Below are 17,212 nucleotides of genomic sequence, written 5' to 3'. Positions count from 1 at the left end.
ATTACTTTAATAAGGGTTCATATACAATTGCACCATCATGTGTGATACAGGTTCCTTTGATGATTTCATCGTCGAAATTCAAATTCAACTTATCCTCCTTTAAAAGGAGTTTGAGTAGATTCTGAACATTTTTGCTGTACATTTTACTCGCATCCTCTGGCATGGAGGCGGGTAAGGAAGAATTACCAATAATTGTGACTCCTTCTACGCTTACGATTTCGTTATTCACCGATCCTTCGCAATTCCCGCCATTTGCAGCGGCCAGATCCACTACTACCGCTCCAGATTTCATTTTCTCTAACATGGCATGCGTAACCAATACAGGAGCTTTTCTTCCTGGTATTAAAGCTGTGGTAATCACTACATCAGATTTAACGATGGATTTCTCAAGCATTTCAGACTGTTTCTGCTTGTATTCTTCTGATTGCTCTACGGCATATCCTCCTGCGGATTTGTCTTCCACCGCTCCGGGTACCTCAACAAATTTCCCTCCCAGGCTTTCTACCTGCTCTTTCACAGAAGGGCGTGTATCGAAGGCTTCCACCACAGCGCCCAATCGTTTGGCGGTAGCGATGGCTTGTAAACCGGCCACACCTGCACCAATGACCAATACCTTTGCAGGCGCAATAGTACCGGCAGCAGTCATCAACATGGGGAAAAACCTGGGTAAATTGGCTGCGGCCAGTAATACGGCTTTGTATCCTGATACCGTACTCATTGAAGAAAGTACATCCATGCTTTGGGCACGGGTGATTCTAGGTATGGAATCCATGCTAAACAAGGTTACACCTGTTTTGGCCAGTGTCTGCATCAATTCCCTGGCAACCAAAGGCTGGTATACCCCAATTAAAAATTTCCCTTTAGTGAGCAGTTGATGTTCTTCAGCAGCTATTGGGCTGATTTGAAAAATCATTTCTGCATCTTTGAAAACTTCAGTTCTTTGTTTAACCTCAGCACCTGCTTCTGAATAAACTTCATCTGAAAGAAAAGCCGTCGATCCGGCCCCTTTTTCAATCAGAATTTTGTTGCCAGCGGCAGTGAGTACCTTTACGGCTTCCGGATGAAGTGATACCCGCGTTTCCGGTGAAGGTTCTTTTAATATTCCTAAAATCATAATGGTGGTTTATTGATAGATTTTAATCTTCGAAATCAAGTGGTGAATGAATTGCCTGCGGTTAGTGGTTAATATAGACAATTAAATATGGCACTGCAAAAAAAGCACTTTTTTACGGATTTTACAGTATTGTCTATTAAAAATTCGAGATTTAAAGGGTAATACCATTTTTTTAATTAAATTTCAAAACATAAATAAAAAAACAATCTATTGACAATAAAAGGCGGTGACCCTTTACTTTCAACCGGCTTAAAAATGCTTTGAATATGGTACGATTGACTTTATTGACAATCCTTAGTTGTATGATCATTTTTCCTGTTTTGGCGCAAACTCAAAATGAGGATCAAGCGCTTCCATATATCGATTACTGGCCCATAATTTTATTGCCTGTATTTGTAATCGTATTGTATCGGGTTTGGAAAAAACGTCGGAAATAATTTAAATTTTCGAGTTATATTGGAAGTCGATTGTAACCTCATTATATACGAGGTTCTTTATTTGTTGAGGTATAGATTACTTCGTTTAGTAAACCCAAAAACCATGAAAACCTACAAAAACCTTCTCTTTTTGACCTTTATTTCCCTGGTTTTCCAATCCGTTTCCGCCCAGGAAGTAAATCGTTTGGAATTGGCCAATGAAATCAGGCAGTCCATAGAAAAACTAATGATCACCAAGTGGTATCCAGCAGCCTATGATAAGGAGTATGGAGGCTATATCAGTAGTTTTGAATATGATTTTTCTCCCTCAGAGAATCAAGATAAAATGATTGTATCCCAAGCCAGGCATTTATGGACCCTGTCCAAACTCATGGAAAGGTATCCTGATACCAGGCATTATCAGGAAGGTGCCAAATTGGGACTGGAATTTTTATTGAATAAATTCTGGGACCAGGAACATGGGGGTTTTTATACCTTGCTGGATAGGGAGGGAAATGTTTTGGAAAACAGTCAGGGGGCCAAGACAGCATACGGAAATGCTTTTGGAATTTATGGATTGGCTGCCTATTATCATGCCAGTGGAGACCCATCAGCACTGGAACTGGCAAAAAAGGCCTTTCACTGGTTGGAAGAAAACAGTTATGACCCAAAATATGGCGGATACTTTCAATCTTTGGCCAGAGACGGCACACCACTTAAAAGAGACGAGCAGACCCCTTCAACGGCTACAATAGGGTATAAAGATCAGAATAGTTCTATTCACTTACTGGAAGCTTTTACCGAGTTGTATCAGGTATGGAAGGACCCGCTTTTAAAAAGACGGACCGGGGAACTCTTGGTAATCATCAGAGATAGAATTGTTCAGGATGAAGGTTACCTTCAGTTATTTCTGGAGGCAGACTGGACTCCGGTTAGCTTTCGGGATCAAGGCCGGGACTCAATCAAAAAGCACCATAACATCGATCATGTTTCCTATGGTCATGATGTTGAAACTGCCTATTTGATGATGGAAGCTTCCCACGTTTTGGGTTTGACCGGTGATTATAAAACTTGGGAGATTGGTAAAAAGATGGTTGATCATGCTTTGAAATATGGGTGGGATGAGCAATCAGGGGGATTTTATGATGGAGGGTACTATTTTCCCGGAGATCATGCACCTGAAATTGTAAAGGATACAAAGAATTGGTGGGCACAGGCGGAAGGACTCAACACCCTTTTGATTATGGCAGATTTGTATCCTGAAGACCCGTTGAATTACCTTGGGAAATTTAAACAACAATGGGAATATATCCAGCAAAACCTGATCGACCATGAATATGGAGGATGGTTCTCCGGAGGAATAGATAAACAACCAGAGTTGAAAAAGGGCCAGAAAGGACACATTTGGAAAACTGCCTACCATAATTTCAGGTCGTTAAATAATTGTGACTTGAAACTTCGTGATCCTTCTCATATGGCACTTACCATTAAAAGTAGTGAATAAGAATTGCAAGGAAATATAAGAGCCTTTATAAAAATTCGATTTTTCACTCCTGATCTTTTGCTTATATTGACGGGCAAAAATATAGTAAACAGGTTATTTTTCGTTTTAAAAAATAAACAAATACCCAATTTAAATCCCATGTATTCAATAAATATATGCTTCCGAAAGGATTTATCTTCATTAGCAATTGGAAGCTTGTTTTTTTTCTTTTCCTGCAGCCCCTCTCAAGAAGACCTTAAAATCAGGCAAATTGATGCTGAAAACGCAAAAAGTATAGCCAGTCAAATCGAAAGTTTGGTTCAGCCAGAACTCGAGGAAGGATTGGAGATTTCCCTTTGGGCATCCGATTCATTGGTTTACGATCCCATTTCGATAGATTTTGATGATCAGGGAAATCTTTATTACAGCAGGACAAACAGGCAAAAAAATTCAGAATTTGATATTAGGGGACACCAGGGCTGGGAAATCAGGTCAATATCCCTTCAGTCGGTCGAGGATAAAAGGACATTTTTAAGAGCAGAGCTATCTGAAGAAAACAGTGAAAAAAACCAATGGTTGGCTGATGTAAACGGGGATGGTATCAGGGATTGGAGGGACATGACAGTTGAAAAAGAGCATATCTACCGACTGCAGGATACGGATGGTGATGGACTGGCAGATCAATCCCAATTGGTATTTGAGGATCTTCACGAAGAAGTAACGGACGTTGCAGGAGCAGTGATGAAACATGGAGATGAGTTGTTTGTAGGTGCCGGTCCTGATATGTGGCGGATAGAACAAGACCAAAAAACAGGCCTTGCCAAATCAAAAACTTCCATTTCTCATGGGTATGGGGTACATATTGGATTTGGCGGGCATGGCATGTCAGGTTTGGAGATGGGGCCTGATGGCAGGGTGTATTGGGGGATTGGTGATATTGGGTTTCATGGAGAAGACCAGGAAGGAAATATCCACAAATACCCCAATCGGGGTGTTATTGCCCGGTCAAATCCCGATGGAAGTGATTTTGAGATTTTTGCCATGGGAGTGAGAAATACCCATGAATTTGTTTTTGATGATTATGGTAATTTGATATCGGTAGACAATGACGGGGACCACCAGGGCGAAAGTGAAAGATTGGTATACCTGGTAGACGGGTCGGATACCGGCTGGCGGATCAACTGGCAATTTGGGAAATACAGGGATCCGAAGAATAACGGTTACAAAGTTTGGATGGATGAGGGCATGTATTTGCCCAGACACGAGGGGCAGGCAGCCTATTTTTTACCTCCCATTGTCAATTATGTAAATGGACCTACAGGTATGGTCCACAATCCGGGTACAGCCTTGGGCGAATCCTGGAAAAACACTTTTTTTGTTGCATCTTTTGTTGGCAATCCAGCAAGATCTGGCATACATGCCTTTACTTTAGAACCCAATGGAGCTGGGTTTGCCTTAAAGGAAACAAAAAAAATCATGGGAGGCATTTTGGCAACAGGTTTGGACTTTGGTCCTGATGGGAGCCTTTATTTTTCGGATTGGATAGATGGCTGGGGTACCAAGGACTACGGAAGGGTTTGGAAATTGGATGATACTTCAGGGAAAACAGAACAGATTAGAAAGGAAACAGCCGGATTGATAAAAGCTGATTTTGCTAAAAAATCACTGGAGGAATTGGAAAGCTTGTTGGCACATGAGGATAAAAGGGTCCGGCAGAAAGCCCAATTTGAATTGGCTGAAAGAGGTGAGGAAGGCCTGGAAGCATTTACGAATGGCTTGTCAGCAGAAACCAGTCAATTGGCCAGGATTCATAGCATTTGGGGGATTGCTCAGATAGCCAGAAACGATAACCCGGAGGCAGCAGCAGTTTTGGTTCCTTACCTGAAGGACAATGATCCGGAAATCAGGGCACAGGCAAGCAGATGGCTTGGAGACATTCGGTATGCCAATGCAGGACAACAACTAATTCCATTGCTGAAAGATAGCTATCCAAGAGCAAGATTTTTTGCTGCGGAGGCATTGGGAAGATTAGCTTTCAGGGACGCTGTATCTCCTATTATCGATATGCTTGAGGACAACAATGAAGAAGATGTATATTTGAGGCATGCGGGGAGCCTTGCATTGGCAAGAATTGGTGATGCTCAATCCGTAATTGGGCTAAGTGATCATCCATCAAAAGCAGTAAGGATTGCGGCTGTTGTCGCTCTCAGAAGAATGAAAGAACCGGGAGTTGCTGTATTTCTTCAGGATGCTGATGAATATATCGTTGCAGAAGCTGCCAGAGCCATCAATGACGATTTTTCTATTGAAGCGGCAATGCCCCAACTGGCGGAAATTTTAAATAGAAATGGTCTCAGCTCCGAACCATTGCTCAGGAGGGCCATCAATGCTAACCTTAGGGTCGGTACCAATGCGGCATTGAATAATTTGGTAAAGTATGTGTCTAACGAAAGCGCCCCAGTTCTCATGCGCATCGAAGCCATGGAAACCCTTTCCACCTGGGACGAACCATCCGTATTAGACAGGGTGGATGGAAGGTTTCGGGGTCCGGTAAGCCGCGACCCTTCTGTTCTTAAAAGATTGACCTCAGAGGTTATTATGGATTTGATCGATCACAGTAATGGAGACCTGCGTTTGGCTGCAGTGAGAGCCGTGGGAAAAATAAATTTATCAGAGGCGTCTGAAAAACTCTTGGTAAGATTAAAATCCGATGACAATGAAGATGTCCGGGAGGCAGCCCTGCGTTCTTTAGGAAGGATGGAATGGGAAAATCTGGATTTGGCTTTGGAACTAGCCTCCAAAGATAAATCAAAAAATGTCAGGGTGGCCAGTCTTGATCTGATGGGAAATATGGATTTTTCAGGAGAATTATTGGCTGAGTTGCTTACAGGGGTAATTGAAAGACAGACCATTGAGGAAAAACAGGCTGCCGTATTGACATTGGCACAGGTTGACGAAGAACATGCCCTTCCTGTTTTCAACAATCTGCTGAACCAATTAGAGAAAGGAAGCATTTCTCCAGGAATGGAATTGGAACTGCTTGAAGCATTGGAGGAACTGGGCAACGAAGCCCTTTTGGAAAGGTATAAGGAGATTAATTCCTCTTTGAATGCCGATGAGTTACTGGCATCCTACAGCGGCAGTCTTTATGGAGGGGATACCAGGTCCGGTAGAAGAATCTTTTTTCAACACCAGACCGGACAGTGTATTCGCTGTCATGCCTATAATGATTTTGGAGGTAATGCAGGCCCCAGGTTAAATGGAATTGGTAAGAAGCTTGACAGGGAGCAACTGCTGGAAGCTTTGATCGATCCTAGTGAGCGTGTTGCCCCGGGTTACGGGGTGGTTACCCTTAAATTGAACAATAGTGAAACCGTTTCCGGAATATTGCTAGATGAAAATGAGGAAGCGGTTACCTTAAAAATAGGTAACGATCCTGAAACAAAAATTTTGAAATCTGATATTTCCGAGAGAACCAATGCCATGTCTTCCATGCCTGATATGAAGGGCCTTTTAAGTAGAAGAGAGATAAGGGATTTGGTCAGCTTTTTGGCGACTTTGACAGATGACTATTAAATTGTTTCAAATCACCAGTTTAAGTAAAGAAAAACCTCAACAGGAAAGCCAAAAAATTTGTTATTAAAATATGATTGATAAAGTTGATTTAATGCATAAACCCAAATTCCTTTCCAGCCTTCCTTTTCTTGGTTTGGTATTGCTTGTCTCTATTGGCTGTACTACCAATTCAGCACCACCTGAAATCAAGCAAATGAGTAAGGAAGAAGTTGATCAACAGGCCGCTGCAATCAAAAATTTGGTTAAGCCTCAATTTCATGAAGACCTGGAGTTAGATCTTTGGGCAGTGGATTCCCTGATAGCAGACCCCATATCCATGCAAATAGATGGTCAGGGTAGAGTTTTTTATTCCAAAACCAACAGAAGGAAAATTTCTGAATTTGATATCAGAAGTCACCAGGACTGGGAAATTGCTTCTCTTAAACTCCAAAACGTAGCAGATCGGAGGGCTTTTCTCCATGAGGAATTGTCTCCTGAGCACAGTGATAGAAATGAATGGTTGCCTGATATCAATGGAGATGGCTCTCATGATTGGAAGGATTTAACGGTAGAAAAAGAAAATGTATTTAGGCTCGATGACACAGATGGGGACGGAAGGGCAGACCGGTCTCAATTGGTAGTAAGCGATTTTAATGAGGAGGTTTCTGATGTGGCGGGTGCGGTTTTGTATCATGATGACGCACTTTTTGTGGGTGTAGCCCCCGACCTTTGGCGCTTGACAGACACCAATGGGGATGGCTCCATGGACAAAAAAGAGTCTTTAATTCATGGATTTGGTGTTCACATTGGTTTTGGTGGACACAATATGTCCGGACTTAAAGTCGGACCAGAAGGAAAAATATACTGGGGGATAGGTGATATAGGATTCAATGGAGTGGACAAGGAGGGCAACAAACATGAATATCCAAATTGTGGCGTAATTGCCAGGGCCAATCCTGATGGAAGTGATTTTGAAATTTTTGCCTATGGAGTCAGGAACACACATGAATTTGCTTTTGACGAGTTGGGCAACCTGATTAGCGTGGACAATGATGGTGACCACAGGGGAGAAAGGGAAAGAATAGTTTATCTGGTAGAAGGGTCTGACACAGGTTGGCGGATCAATTGGCAATTTGGAAAATACCGCGACCCCAAAAACAACGAATACAAGGTTTGGATGGATGAAAAAATGCACTTGCCCAGATCAGATGAACAGGCAGCCTATTTTATTCCCACAATAGCGAATTATGTAAACGGCCCTACAGGCATGCTTTACAATCCCGGCACAGCCCTTGGAGATCAGTGGAAAAACAAATTTTTTGTAGCTGAGTTTGCAGGAAATCCTGCCAGGTCGGGCATACATGCGTTTAGTCTTAAACCCAGCGGTGCGGGTTTTGAGCTGGAGGAAACCGAACAAATATTGCAGGGCGTATTGGCCACCGGAATGGACTTTTCACCGGATGGATCTTTGTATTTTTCTGACTGGATTGACGGATGGGTCAATAAAGGTTATGGTAGGGTTTGGAAATTGAAGGACAATACGGCCAGTCCGGGTGTTAGGGAATTAACGGAGAAACATTTGGCGGCAGATTATGGCTCATTATCACTCGAGGAGTTGGGTGAAATTTTGGGATTTGAAGATCAGCGCGTGAGACAAAAGGCACAATTTGAGTTGGCAAAAAGAGGAGCTGACGGACTTGAGGTATTCAGTGAAAAGCTTGCAGCAAGCACAGACAGGTTGACCAGAATACATGCTATTTGGGGGATTTCCCAGATTTCAAGAGGAGATAGGGAAAAAGCTGCGATTTTGGTCCCTTATCTTAAGGACAGTGATGATGAAATCCGTGCCCAGGCTGCCAAATGGTTAGGTGACTTGCGGTATGCCGAGGCTGGAAATGAAGTATTGCCCTTGCTTGCCGATGGACAGCCCAGGGTTAGGTTTTTTGCCGCAGAGGCTTTGGGAAGAATGGGCTTCGTTAATGGATTTGATGGTTTGGTGAAGTTATTGATGGAAAATGACAATGAAGATGTGTATATCAGGCATGCTGCAAGTCTTGCATTATCGAGATTAGGCAGTCCGGAATCCATAATAAAGCTTGCCGATCACCATTCAAACGCAGTTAGATTGGCAGCAGTAATAGCATTGAGGAGGCTAAGACATGAAGGAATAATTGTTTTTCTGGACGATGAAAGTGAATACATTGTAGCGGAAGCTGCCAGGGCAATCAACGATGACTTTTCCATCCCGGAAGCCCTACCTTCCCTCGGAAACCTGTTGGTATCGAAGGACTTTGTCTCTGAACCAATAGTGAGAAGGGCTATTAACGCCAATTTGCGCTGGGGATCAGATGAAGCAATGAACAATTTGCTGACTTACATCAATCAACCGGATGCTCCTGAATCCATGAGGATAGAGGCTCTTGAAGCGCTCAGTACCTGGGCCGCTCCTTCTGTATTGGACAGGGTAGATGGATGGTATAGGGGTGAGATCACAAGGGATTTGGCCAAACTTCAGGCTAGCAGTGCCGAATTGCTTATCCAGTTGACCAAAAATGGTAATGCCCGAATTCGTCAGGCTACTGTTAAAGCTTTGGGGACTTTAAATATTAAAGGCGCCAATGATAGGTTATTGGCCGTACTTCAAACGGATGCCTCGGCAGATGTTAGGGAAGAAAGCATAAAAGCACTTGCGGAAATTGATCAGGCTCCTGTAGGCGAGGCAGTAAAAATAGCGCTTTCTGATAATGAAAAAAATGTGAGGGTGGCTGGATTGGATTTAATGGAACAATTGGACATAGCCGGCGAAACCAAGGCTACGCTATTGGAAGAAGTCATCCAAAAACGAACGGTAGAGGAAAAACAAGCCGCTGTTAAAACCCTGGCCAAATTGGATACTGAGAGTGCTTATCCTGTTTTTGAAAATTTACTTGGACAATTGGAAACTGGTACTTTATCTCCTGCCATCGAACTGGAGTTTTATGAAGCCATGGATGGGATGGATAACAAGGACCTTCTGGAGCGTTATGAGAAAATCAAGCAAGATATGTCGGATGATGATGTATTGGCCAGTTACAGTGGAAGCATGTATGGTGGGGATGAATCAAGGGGCCGAAGGATATTCTTTCAGCATGCAACAGGCCAGTGTATCAAATGCCATGCTTATGATGATTTTGGTGGAAATGCCGGACCAAAACTCAATGGAATAGGAAAGAAACTAAACCGACAGGAATTACTGGAAGCATTGATTGATCCCAGTAAGAGACTGGCACCGGGTTTTGGGGTAGTGACCCTGGAACTTGATACGGATAAAAAACTAGCTGGCATAAAGGTAGCTGAAAATGAAACGAGTATTACCCTGAAAATGGGAAACCAACCGGACACTCTTATTAACAAATCAGATATAGTAGAAAGGAGAGATGCCCCCTCCAGCATGCCCGATATGAAGCAATTTTTATCGCGAAGAGAAATAAGAGACCTGGTAAGTTTTCTGGCCACTTTAAAGGAACCTTATATATAATATTTATATTTTTGCGCCAATGATGCAAGTTGCCAAGAATTCCAGGTTTTTAAAAGGTTTTTGGATTTTCATGGCCCTTTACCTGCTCAATTGCAGCGTAGATGCGGGTGATGAAAACCCAAATCACCTACCAGAGGATTTATCTATCAATGACCAGGAAAGTATGATTGAAATTGTCCTGGAAATAGGTTTGGGAATAGAAGATGCCATACCTGAAAGTGAGGATGCAGATGGAGATCAGGAGACTTCACACAAAAAGAAGCTTAAAAGTGACATGCATTTTTTTGTTGGGAACAAAATCAACAGTTTTAGGTTTTTAGATTCTTTGACCAATAGGTACACAACCGGTCATTCAGAACATATTCCATCCGTATTTTTTAAAGTCCCTTCACCACCTCCCAGGTATTTCTGCTGATTTTCTTTTTATAATCTCCTGTATTGATAAGGCAGGAGTAGTTTAATTTTATTACCTCAAAATTTGTAGAAATTTATGATAATTCGATTGGCTGTCATCAGTTATGTACTGTTTGGCCTGCACCTCCATGGTGTGGCGCAAACACAAGGGAATATTCCCAAAATAGAATTGGATAGTATGTACTTGTCCGATGTGGAAAAAAGAGATAGTCCGGCAAAAGTATTGCACGCCGAACCATTGTATATTGATTTGATCCGGGATTTGGGAGCAAGAAAAGGAGAAAAGGAATGGAATATAGGACTCGGATTAACCGATAAGGAAAGATTTGATGAATACCTGGCATTGGTGGAGTATGAGTGGGCACCTGTTGACAGGTTGGGCCTAGAGGTCGAGCTTCCTTTTTCATTTCACTATCCCATCAATGGAAATAGAAACGCACCCGGAAACCGACTGAACAGTATAAAACTTGCCGGACAATACTCCTTTTTTGTATCTAAAAAGCACAAAACCTCCTTGGCTATTGGCTATATCCACGAATTTGAGATGAACCAGTTTTCTGAATACAGGCAAAACCCTGTCTTTTCAGGAAATGCTTACAATCCTTTTTTTATTGCTGCGAAAAGGTGGGGGACAAATTACCATACCCTGATTTATACGGGTCCTTTTATTCAGGATCATTTTGGACAAAGTGGAGTAGACATTTCCTGGCAAGTCAATTCAAACTTTCATTACATGATCAGCGGAACAAGAAATTTTATTGGCGTTGAATTTAATAAAGCATTGGAAAACGGAAAGTTTGACATGGTCATAAGGCCTCAGATGAGGTTGGGAATTGCAGAAAATCTTTTGATAGGGATTGTGACGGGAGTACCGGTAAGCAGGGAGAATGAGAGATTTAGTTCTTTCTTAAGGTTAATTTATGAACTGGGCCATTAAAGTCCGGTTTTTTTTCCACTTAAATAAAAATTGGGTATTAACTTTTTTTTTGTCTGATCATTCTGGTAAAGAAGCTTAATTTTGTTGAAAAATGTACTTTGATGTACGGATTTCACTAATTGATATCTTTTGGAATTTTAGGCCCTGTGTTCATGACGAAATTTGCAGTTTGTTCCCTTTTTATTTTGACTTCATTATTGGTTATAAATGTAAATGCTCAAAATGGTAAACCCTCAGCTCAGGAAAAGGACAGTAGGGAATTAAAATATCATTTGAATGAAGATGGTAGCCACTATGTAAAAGCCACCTTTCTCAATCAAATATGGGTAAGGAATACCTGGAACAATCCAGGAACTACCGTGGATGGGTATCTGGAAAATCAGACATTCGATATCGGACTTCGCCGGACCAGAATTCAGCTATTTGGGAAAATTGCCGATAATATATTTTTTTATACCCAGTTTGGTAACAATAACCTTACATATTTGGGTGAAAGAAAGCAAGGTTTATTTTTTCATGATGCTTTAGGTGAATTAGAAATAATTGAAAATAAACTTTCTATAGGAACTGGTCTTACCGGCTGGAATGGGGTCTCCAGATATGCTTCCCCGTCCATAGGTTCGATTCTATCCTTGGATGCCCCTTTGTATCAGCAGACCACCAATGATGCCACAGACCAGTTTTTAAGAAAATATTCGTTGTATTTTAAAGGGAAACTGAACCGCCTTGATTACCGGATGGCCATTAGTAAACCCATGTCGGTGAGCAGGTCCACTGTTCAATCAGAACTGCCTGAAGAAAATGCGCTCTTTGCTGCATCTCCGGCAAGTTTGCAATGGCATGGGTATTATATGTATCAGTTTCAGGATCTGGAATCAAACCTTACACCTTACAACGCCGGCTCCTACCTGGGAAAGAAGACTGTATTTAATTTGGGAGCAGGGTTTCTTTTCCAGAATGATGCCATGTGGTTTCTTAATGGTCCCAATGAGGATCTGGAATATGGTAACCTCTCGCTTTTTTCAATTGATGTGTTTTATGACCAGCCCCTGGATAGGGATAAAGGGACTGCTATCACCGCATATGGGGCGTTTCAGGCAAGTGATTATGGCAGGAACTATGTCAGAAATTTAGGAGTGATGAATCCCACAAATGGTACTATGGGAGCAGGCACTTTTAATGGAGCAGGAAATAACTTTCCCATGATGGGAACTGGCAACACTTTTTATGGACAAATTGGCTACCTGATGAAAAGAAATCTTTTGGGTACATGGGGTACGCTACAGCCTTTTCTAACCAGTCAATTTTCGGACTTTGATGGTTTGGATGATCCCATGCTCATGTATGAATATGGGTTCAATTGGCTGATCAGGGGAAATCAAACGAAATTGTCAATCCATTACCAAAGTCGTCCGGTTTTTATGGAAGAAAATTCCGGTACATTTCAAACTGACAGGAAAGGCATGCTTGTCATGCAGTTTCAAATTGCTATCTAAAAATACAGAATGGTACAACTACCAGGAAGTCTTCTCATCCTCATGGATGGGTCCCTCTTTTAGTTTTAGGTGGGCCGGTTTCTTCCTGGAAATTACTGCCTTAACTTCGGAAATGATTGAAAGGGCAATTTCTTCGGGGCTTTCAGCCCCTAAATTCAGCCCCATGGGACCAAAAACCACTTTGTGAATTTCTTCATTTAGATGAATACCTGAATTGGAGAGGTTCTCGATTAATTTTTGCAATTTCTTTTTTGGTCCTAAAACCCCCAAATAGGGGAATCGGTAAGGGTACAAACCTTTCATGATCTCCAGGTCATAATTGAAATTGTGCGACATCAAAACCACTGCAGTTTGTTTATCGGGTTTGAGCTTTGGAAGGATTTCAGCAGCTTTTCCGGTTATTATTTGATCCACCAATGGGAAACGATTTTTGGTGGCATGATCTGACCTTCCATCTGCCAAATCCATTTCCCAACCCAATACGGAGGACAATTGGGTCAAAGGTTGAACATCATTCCCTGCTCCAATAATGATCAATTTGATAGCCGCAGGAACAAACTCCACAAATGCATGCAGGTTTTCAGCACCATGGAGAGGTAAAATGACGGATTTTTCCAGGGAAAAAACCTCTTTGGATTTTTCCCTGGAAAAAATTTGACCCAACTCATTGAGGATCGAGAAGTTGCCGTTACTGGCAAAATGCTGGTTCTTGTAAAGTAAACAAGTCCCAACTTGCGTTGATCTTTTGTTTTTTACATCAAACACGGTAACCAATACTTTGTCTTCCCTATCTTCAATACATTGCCTGAGTAAAGCTATAGGGTTATTTTCTTGTTCCTCATCTATGGGTTCCATCAAAATATGAATGATCCCATTACAGCCCAATCCAATGCCAAATTTGGCATCGTCTTCATCCGTAGTGTCATAGGTCACCAACATGGACTTTTTCTTGAAAATGACAAGCTGCGCTTTTTTAAGGGCATCTCCTTCCAGACAACCTCCGGAAATCGCACCTGTTAATTGCCCGTTTTCAGTAACCAGCATCCTTGCTCCAGGTCTTCTGTAGGAGGAACCGTCTACCTGAACCACAGTAGCCAGGGCTATTTTCTCTCCGGATTGGCGGGCAAGGTCAAAAGCTTTAATAATTTCTTTTATCTCCTTCATGGTGCTTGGATATCAATTAAACCAGGGCTGGGTAAGAAATGTCAGTGGATAACTCGTACCTTTTTGAAATGTGTCCAGGTGAGCTGGGAGAGAAATAAATCCATCGGCGGCTGCAAGGTGAACAAGGTCTCCGGAACCTGAATTGCTGACCGGCACGGCCAGGATTTTTTCTTTTTCGGCCACCACTTTCACCAAAAGATGGTAAGTGACGGGCCTTTTAAAGGATACGTCCTCGGTCAGTGTGGCAAAGAAACTATTTCTCTGTTTTCCCAAATGGGTCAGGAGCCAGGCTTTAAAATAAAGATGGAAACAGATGAGGGTAGAAGCTGGATTTCCAGGAAATCCGAAAATAAAAGTATTTTTCCTTCTCCCGAAAAGAAATGGCTTTCCTGGTTTTTGGGCCACACCATGGATCAGTTTTTTGACTCCCAAATCCTCCAGCACTTCAGGAAGGAAATCGTATTTGCCTTTTGAAACCGCTCCGGAAAACAGCAGTATATCGTTTTTATGTAGCAATTTTTCCAATGCAGCTTTTAATAGCTTTTTATCATCATCAATATGTATGGTTTGCGCATCAATTCCATGGGATTTCAAGGCTGCCTGAAGCATGTAAACATTGGATTTTCTGATTTGATGGGGCAGGGGACTCTCAGTGATATCCACCAATTCATTGCCTGTGGAGCAAATCGTGATCGTAGGTGGCTTGACGACTTTTACATTTGATACGCCTACTGTCGCTATCACACCGATGGTGCCTGCCTGTATAAAAGTGCCTTTTTTAAGCAAAACATCACCTTTACCCGCATCGGTCCCTTTTAAATGAACATTTTGGTTTTCGGTAAAATCCGAATGTAGTAAGTTGGCTACATTGTCAATTATTTTGACTTGCTCGTAGGGTATGACACAATTGGTGTTTTCAGGTAAAATCGCTCCGGTCATGACTTCAAGGCAATTCTCAGAATCCAGGAGCTTGCTCTGTGCATCACCGGCTGCCTGAATGCCTTCAATGGGAAATAGGGCTTTTTTAAGCAGTTGACTGCTGTGAATGGCAATACCATCCATGGTGACCCGATGAAAAGGAGGAGCATCTCTATCTGCTTTAATATCTTCTGCCAGTATGCGGCTCAGGGAGTCAATTAGTGGGACCGTTTCAGTTCTCACCGGGAGTTCATTGTCCAGTACCTTTTGCAATGCTTCCGCTACACTGTTCATGCTTATCGGATTTTTTTGTTTAATGGGACCAAATTAGGATTTTTGATTCAGTTTAGCCACCAAGAAATGACATGGATTTTTTAGGGGTTTTGGCATTCAATTCCTCGGCATCAAATCCATCTTTCTCTTTTTTGGCTACCGCATCCCGTATTTCAGTTTTTATTGATGCTTCATTAGCGCCACTTCTAAGAACATCTCGTAAATTGGTGACTGCTGGTCCGTAAAGGCAGGTTCTTAATTCTCCGGTAGCAGAAAGCCTGATTCTGTTGCAGGTGCCACAAAAAGTTCTGCTGAAAGCAGGTATGATTCCGAAAGTGCCTTGATAACCGGGGATTTGATAATTGACAGAAGTGCTGTTTTTTCCATCTTGAACCTTTTGGATTCCCTTGAAGTGGCTGGAGATATAATCATAAAGTGCCAGGTGATTCCATTCAGGCACTTCAAATTTTCCTGTGCCATTGAATGGCATTTCTTCCAAAAACCTAACGGATAAAGGGTAATGGGCAGTCAATTTTACAAAGGGAATGATGTCGGCTATGTTTTTATTACCATCTACCACGCAATTTAGTTTGACCTCGAAGCCTAGTTTTAAAAGGTTGAGAATACAAGCAAAAACCTCGTCAAACTTGTCTCTTCTTGTTATTTCAAAAAACCTTTGTTTGTCCAGTGCATCCAGGGAGATATTTATTTTGTGAATGCCCAAACGATGCAGCTCTTGAATTTGTTTTTCGCTGATGGAGCCATTGCTGGTAAGGGTGATTTCCTTTAAAGTACGGTGCCTGGTCAATGTGCTTAAAAAATCCATGATTCCCTTCCTTACAAATGGCTCTCCTCCGGTAATTCTTATTTTTTCCACGCCCAGATTGACAAATATACCGGTGAGGTAGTCCAGTTCTTCGTAGGTCAGTAAATCCTTCCTTTGTACAAAATCAATACCTTCCTCAGGCATACAGTAGTAGCACCTGAAATTGCACCGGTCTGTAACCGATAATCTCAGATAATCCAACTTTCTTCCGTACCGGTCAACCAATTCATTTTTCATAGGCATTCAGTCGTCTATTCTGCACATGTTTTATGGATGGGCATTTACCCAAACCGTATGGTCTGTAAAATATTCCTTTTTCCAGATGGGTACAGATTTTTTAAGTTCATCTATAAGGAATTTACAAGCTGCAAAAGCATCATCCCGATGGGCACAAGCCACACCTATGACTACCACAGGATCTCCTATCTGTTTATTTCCCAGTGCGTGAATCATCAATAACTTTTTGACAGGCCACTGCTCTATTGCTTTGTTGGCCAATTGATCCATTTGATTCAGGGCCATAGGTTCATATCCTTCAAATTCCAGTTTGATAACCGATTTACCATGGGCATGGTTTCTTACACAACCGATGAATAAATCAATTCCTCCGGCCTCAGGGTGTTGAAGCCATCCATAGACTTCATTAAGGTTGATTTCACTGAGAATTTCAATTTTTTTCATTTCAGCCACCGCTTACAGGGGGAATCAAGGCAATTTCCTGCTGATCACTTAGCTGCAGGTCGTCATTGGCGTACTCCTGATCTACGGCAATGGCAAAACTGTTGAGATTTCCCATCTCCGGGTATTTTTTCAGGATCCATTTTTTTAAATCCAATACAGTATTGATCTGATTATCTTTTGATAAATCAAGGATTTTTTGGCCTGTAATTTCTTTCGATATACCGAATAGCAGTACTTCCATAATTGCTTTTAAAGCTTGTTTTTTGCAAAGGTACAATTTACACAATTGCATTTGATTTAGCACGAATTTGAGTAGGATAATGAGGGGTTTTTGAAATTGGGCGGACGCATATTTTCTTATAATATGCAACAATAAAGCCAATAATAAGCCCATACTTTCATTTGATAAGTTAAAAAA

12 protein-coding genes are annotated in these 17,212 nt (G+C 41.8%); 6 read left to right on the top strand and 6 right to left on the bottom strand.

Annotated features, from left to right (window positions below; genetic code table 11):
* Position 1: 1 nt before the first annotated feature.
* Positions 2-1,114, bottom strand: a complete 1,113-nt coding sequence (locus HUJ21_RS13050; protein WP_291370481.1) for a Re/Si-specific NAD(P)(+) transhydrogenase subunit alpha — start codon at positions 1,112-1,114, stop codon at positions 2-4.
* Positions 1,115-1,654: 540 nt separating this feature from the next.
* Here HUJ21_RS13050 and HUJ21_RS13045 point away from each other — a divergent pair.
* The 6 genes from HUJ21_RS13045 (at position 1,655) to HUJ21_RS13020 (ending at position 12,932) form a co-directional block, all read left to right on the top strand.
* On the top strand, positions 1,655-3,034 hold the full coding sequence (locus tag HUJ21_RS13045; protein ID WP_291370479.1) for an AGE family epimerase/isomerase: 1,380 nt from the start codon (positions 1,655-1,657) through the stop codon (positions 3,032-3,034).
* A gap of 138 nt (positions 3,035-3,172) precedes the next feature.
* Entirely contained in the window at positions 3,173-6,589 is a 3,417-nt protein-coding gene (locus HUJ21_RS13040; RefSeq protein ID WP_291370477.1) for a HEAT repeat domain-containing protein, read from the top strand.
* Positions 6,590-6,680: 91 nt separating this feature from the next.
* Positions 6,681-10,085: a PVC-type heme-binding CxxCH protein gene (locus HUJ21_RS13035; RefSeq protein WP_291370475.1), complete on the top strand. Its 3,405-nt coding sequence runs from the start codon at positions 6,681-6,683 to the stop codon at positions 10,083-10,085.
* Positions 10,086-10,104: 19 nt separating this feature from the next.
* On the top strand, positions 10,105-10,500 hold the full coding sequence (locus HUJ21_RS13030) for a hypothetical protein (RefSeq protein WP_291370473.1): 396 nt from the start codon (positions 10,105-10,107) through the stop codon (positions 10,498-10,500).
* A gap of 75 nt (positions 10,501-10,575) precedes the next feature.
* The gene (locus tag HUJ21_RS13025) at positions 10,576-11,436 is read left to right on the top strand and encodes an HAEPLYID family protein (protein WP_291370471.1); all 861 of its coding nucleotides are present in this window, start codon (positions 10,576-10,578) and stop codon (positions 11,434-11,436) included.
* Positions 11,437-11,588: 152 nt separating this feature from the next.
* Entirely contained in the window at positions 11,589-12,932 is a 1,344-nt protein-coding gene (locus HUJ21_RS13020; RefSeq protein ID WP_291370469.1) for a hypothetical protein, read from the top strand.
* 18 nt (positions 12,933-12,950) lie between these two features.
* Here the strand turns inward: HUJ21_RS13020 and HUJ21_RS13015 are convergent, their stop codons facing one another.
* The 5 genes from HUJ21_RS13015 to HUJ21_RS12995 all read right to left on the bottom strand — a co-directional run.
* Positions 12,951-14,096, bottom strand: coding sequence for an XdhC/CoxI family protein (locus tag HUJ21_RS13015; protein ID WP_291370467.1), 1,146 nt, complete (start codon positions 14,094-14,096; stop codon positions 12,951-12,953).
* 12 nt (positions 14,097-14,108) lie between these two features.
* Positions 14,109-15,308, bottom strand: coding sequence for a molybdopterin molybdotransferase MoeA (locus tag HUJ21_RS13010; RefSeq protein WP_291370465.1), 1,200 nt, complete (start codon positions 15,306-15,308; stop codon positions 14,109-14,111).
* A 52-nt stretch (positions 15,309-15,360) separates the two neighbouring features.
* On the bottom strand, positions 15,361-16,350 hold the full coding sequence (gene moaA, locus HUJ21_RS13005) for a GTP 3',8-cyclase MoaA (protein ID WP_291370463.1): 990 nt from the start codon (positions 16,348-16,350) through the stop codon (positions 15,361-15,363).
* Positions 16,351-16,380: 30 nt separating this feature from the next.
* Entirely contained in the window at positions 16,381-16,794 is a 414-nt protein-coding gene (locus HUJ21_RS13000) for a molybdenum cofactor biosynthesis protein MoaE (RefSeq protein ID WP_291370461.1), read from the bottom strand.
* A 1-nt stretch (position 16,795) separates the two neighbouring features.
* Positions 16,796-17,212, bottom strand: a 417-nt coding sequence (locus HUJ21_RS12995) for a MoaD/ThiS family protein (protein WP_291370459.1), incomplete at its 5' end; no start/stop codon positions are given.

This window comes from Cyclobacterium sp. (assembly GCF_014762705.1).
Taxonomy (GTDB): domain Bacteria; phylum Bacteroidota; class Bacteroidia; order Cytophagales; family Cyclobacteriaceae; genus Cyclobacterium.
Note: the sequence above shows the minus strand (reverse complement) of the source record. Positions and strands in the feature narration are given on the sequence as shown.

Excerpts from the sequence above, each read along its gene's own strand:
- HUJ21_RS13010 (WP_291370465.1), bottom strand. The coding sequence starts at position 15,308 with ATGAACAGTGTAGCGGAAGCATTGCAAAAGGTACTGGACAATGAACTC.
- moaA (WP_291370463.1), bottom strand. The coding sequence starts at position 16,350 with ATGAAAAATGAATTGGTTGACCGGTACGGAAGAAAGTTGGATTATCTG.
- HUJ21_RS13030 (WP_291370473.1), top strand. The coding sequence starts at position 10,105 with ATGATGCAAGTTGCCAAGAATTCCAGGTTTTTAAAAGGTTTTTGGATT.
- HUJ21_RS13015 (WP_291370467.1), bottom strand. The coding sequence starts at position 14,096 with ATGAAGGAGATAAAAGAAATTATTAAAGCTTTTGACCTTGCCCGCCAA.
- HUJ21_RS13035 (WP_291370475.1), top strand. The coding sequence starts at position 6,681 with ATGCATAAACCCAAATTCCTTTCCAGCCTTCCTTTTCTTGGTTTGGTA.
- HUJ21_RS13020 (WP_291370469.1), top strand. The coding sequence starts at position 11,589 with ATGACGAAATTTGCAGTTTGTTCCCTTTTTATTTTGACTTCATTATTG.
- HUJ21_RS13000 (WP_291370461.1), bottom strand. The coding sequence starts at position 16,794 with ATGAAAAAAATTGAAATTCTCAGTGAAATCAACCTTAATGAAGTCTAT.
- HUJ21_RS13045 (WP_291370479.1), top strand. The coding sequence starts at position 1,655 with ATGAAAACCTACAAAAACCTTCTCTTTTTGACCTTTATTTCCCTGGTT.
- HUJ21_RS13040 (WP_291370477.1), top strand. The coding sequence starts at position 3,173 with ATGTATTCAATAAATATATGCTTCCGAAAGGATTTATCTTCATTAGCA.
- HUJ21_RS13050 (WP_291370481.1), bottom strand. The coding sequence starts at position 1,114 with ATGATTTTAGGAATATTAAAAGAACCTTCACCGGAAACGCGGGTATCA.
- HUJ21_RS13025 (WP_291370471.1), top strand. The coding sequence starts at position 10,576 with ATGATAATTCGATTGGCTGTCATCAGTTATGTACTGTTTGGCCTGCAC.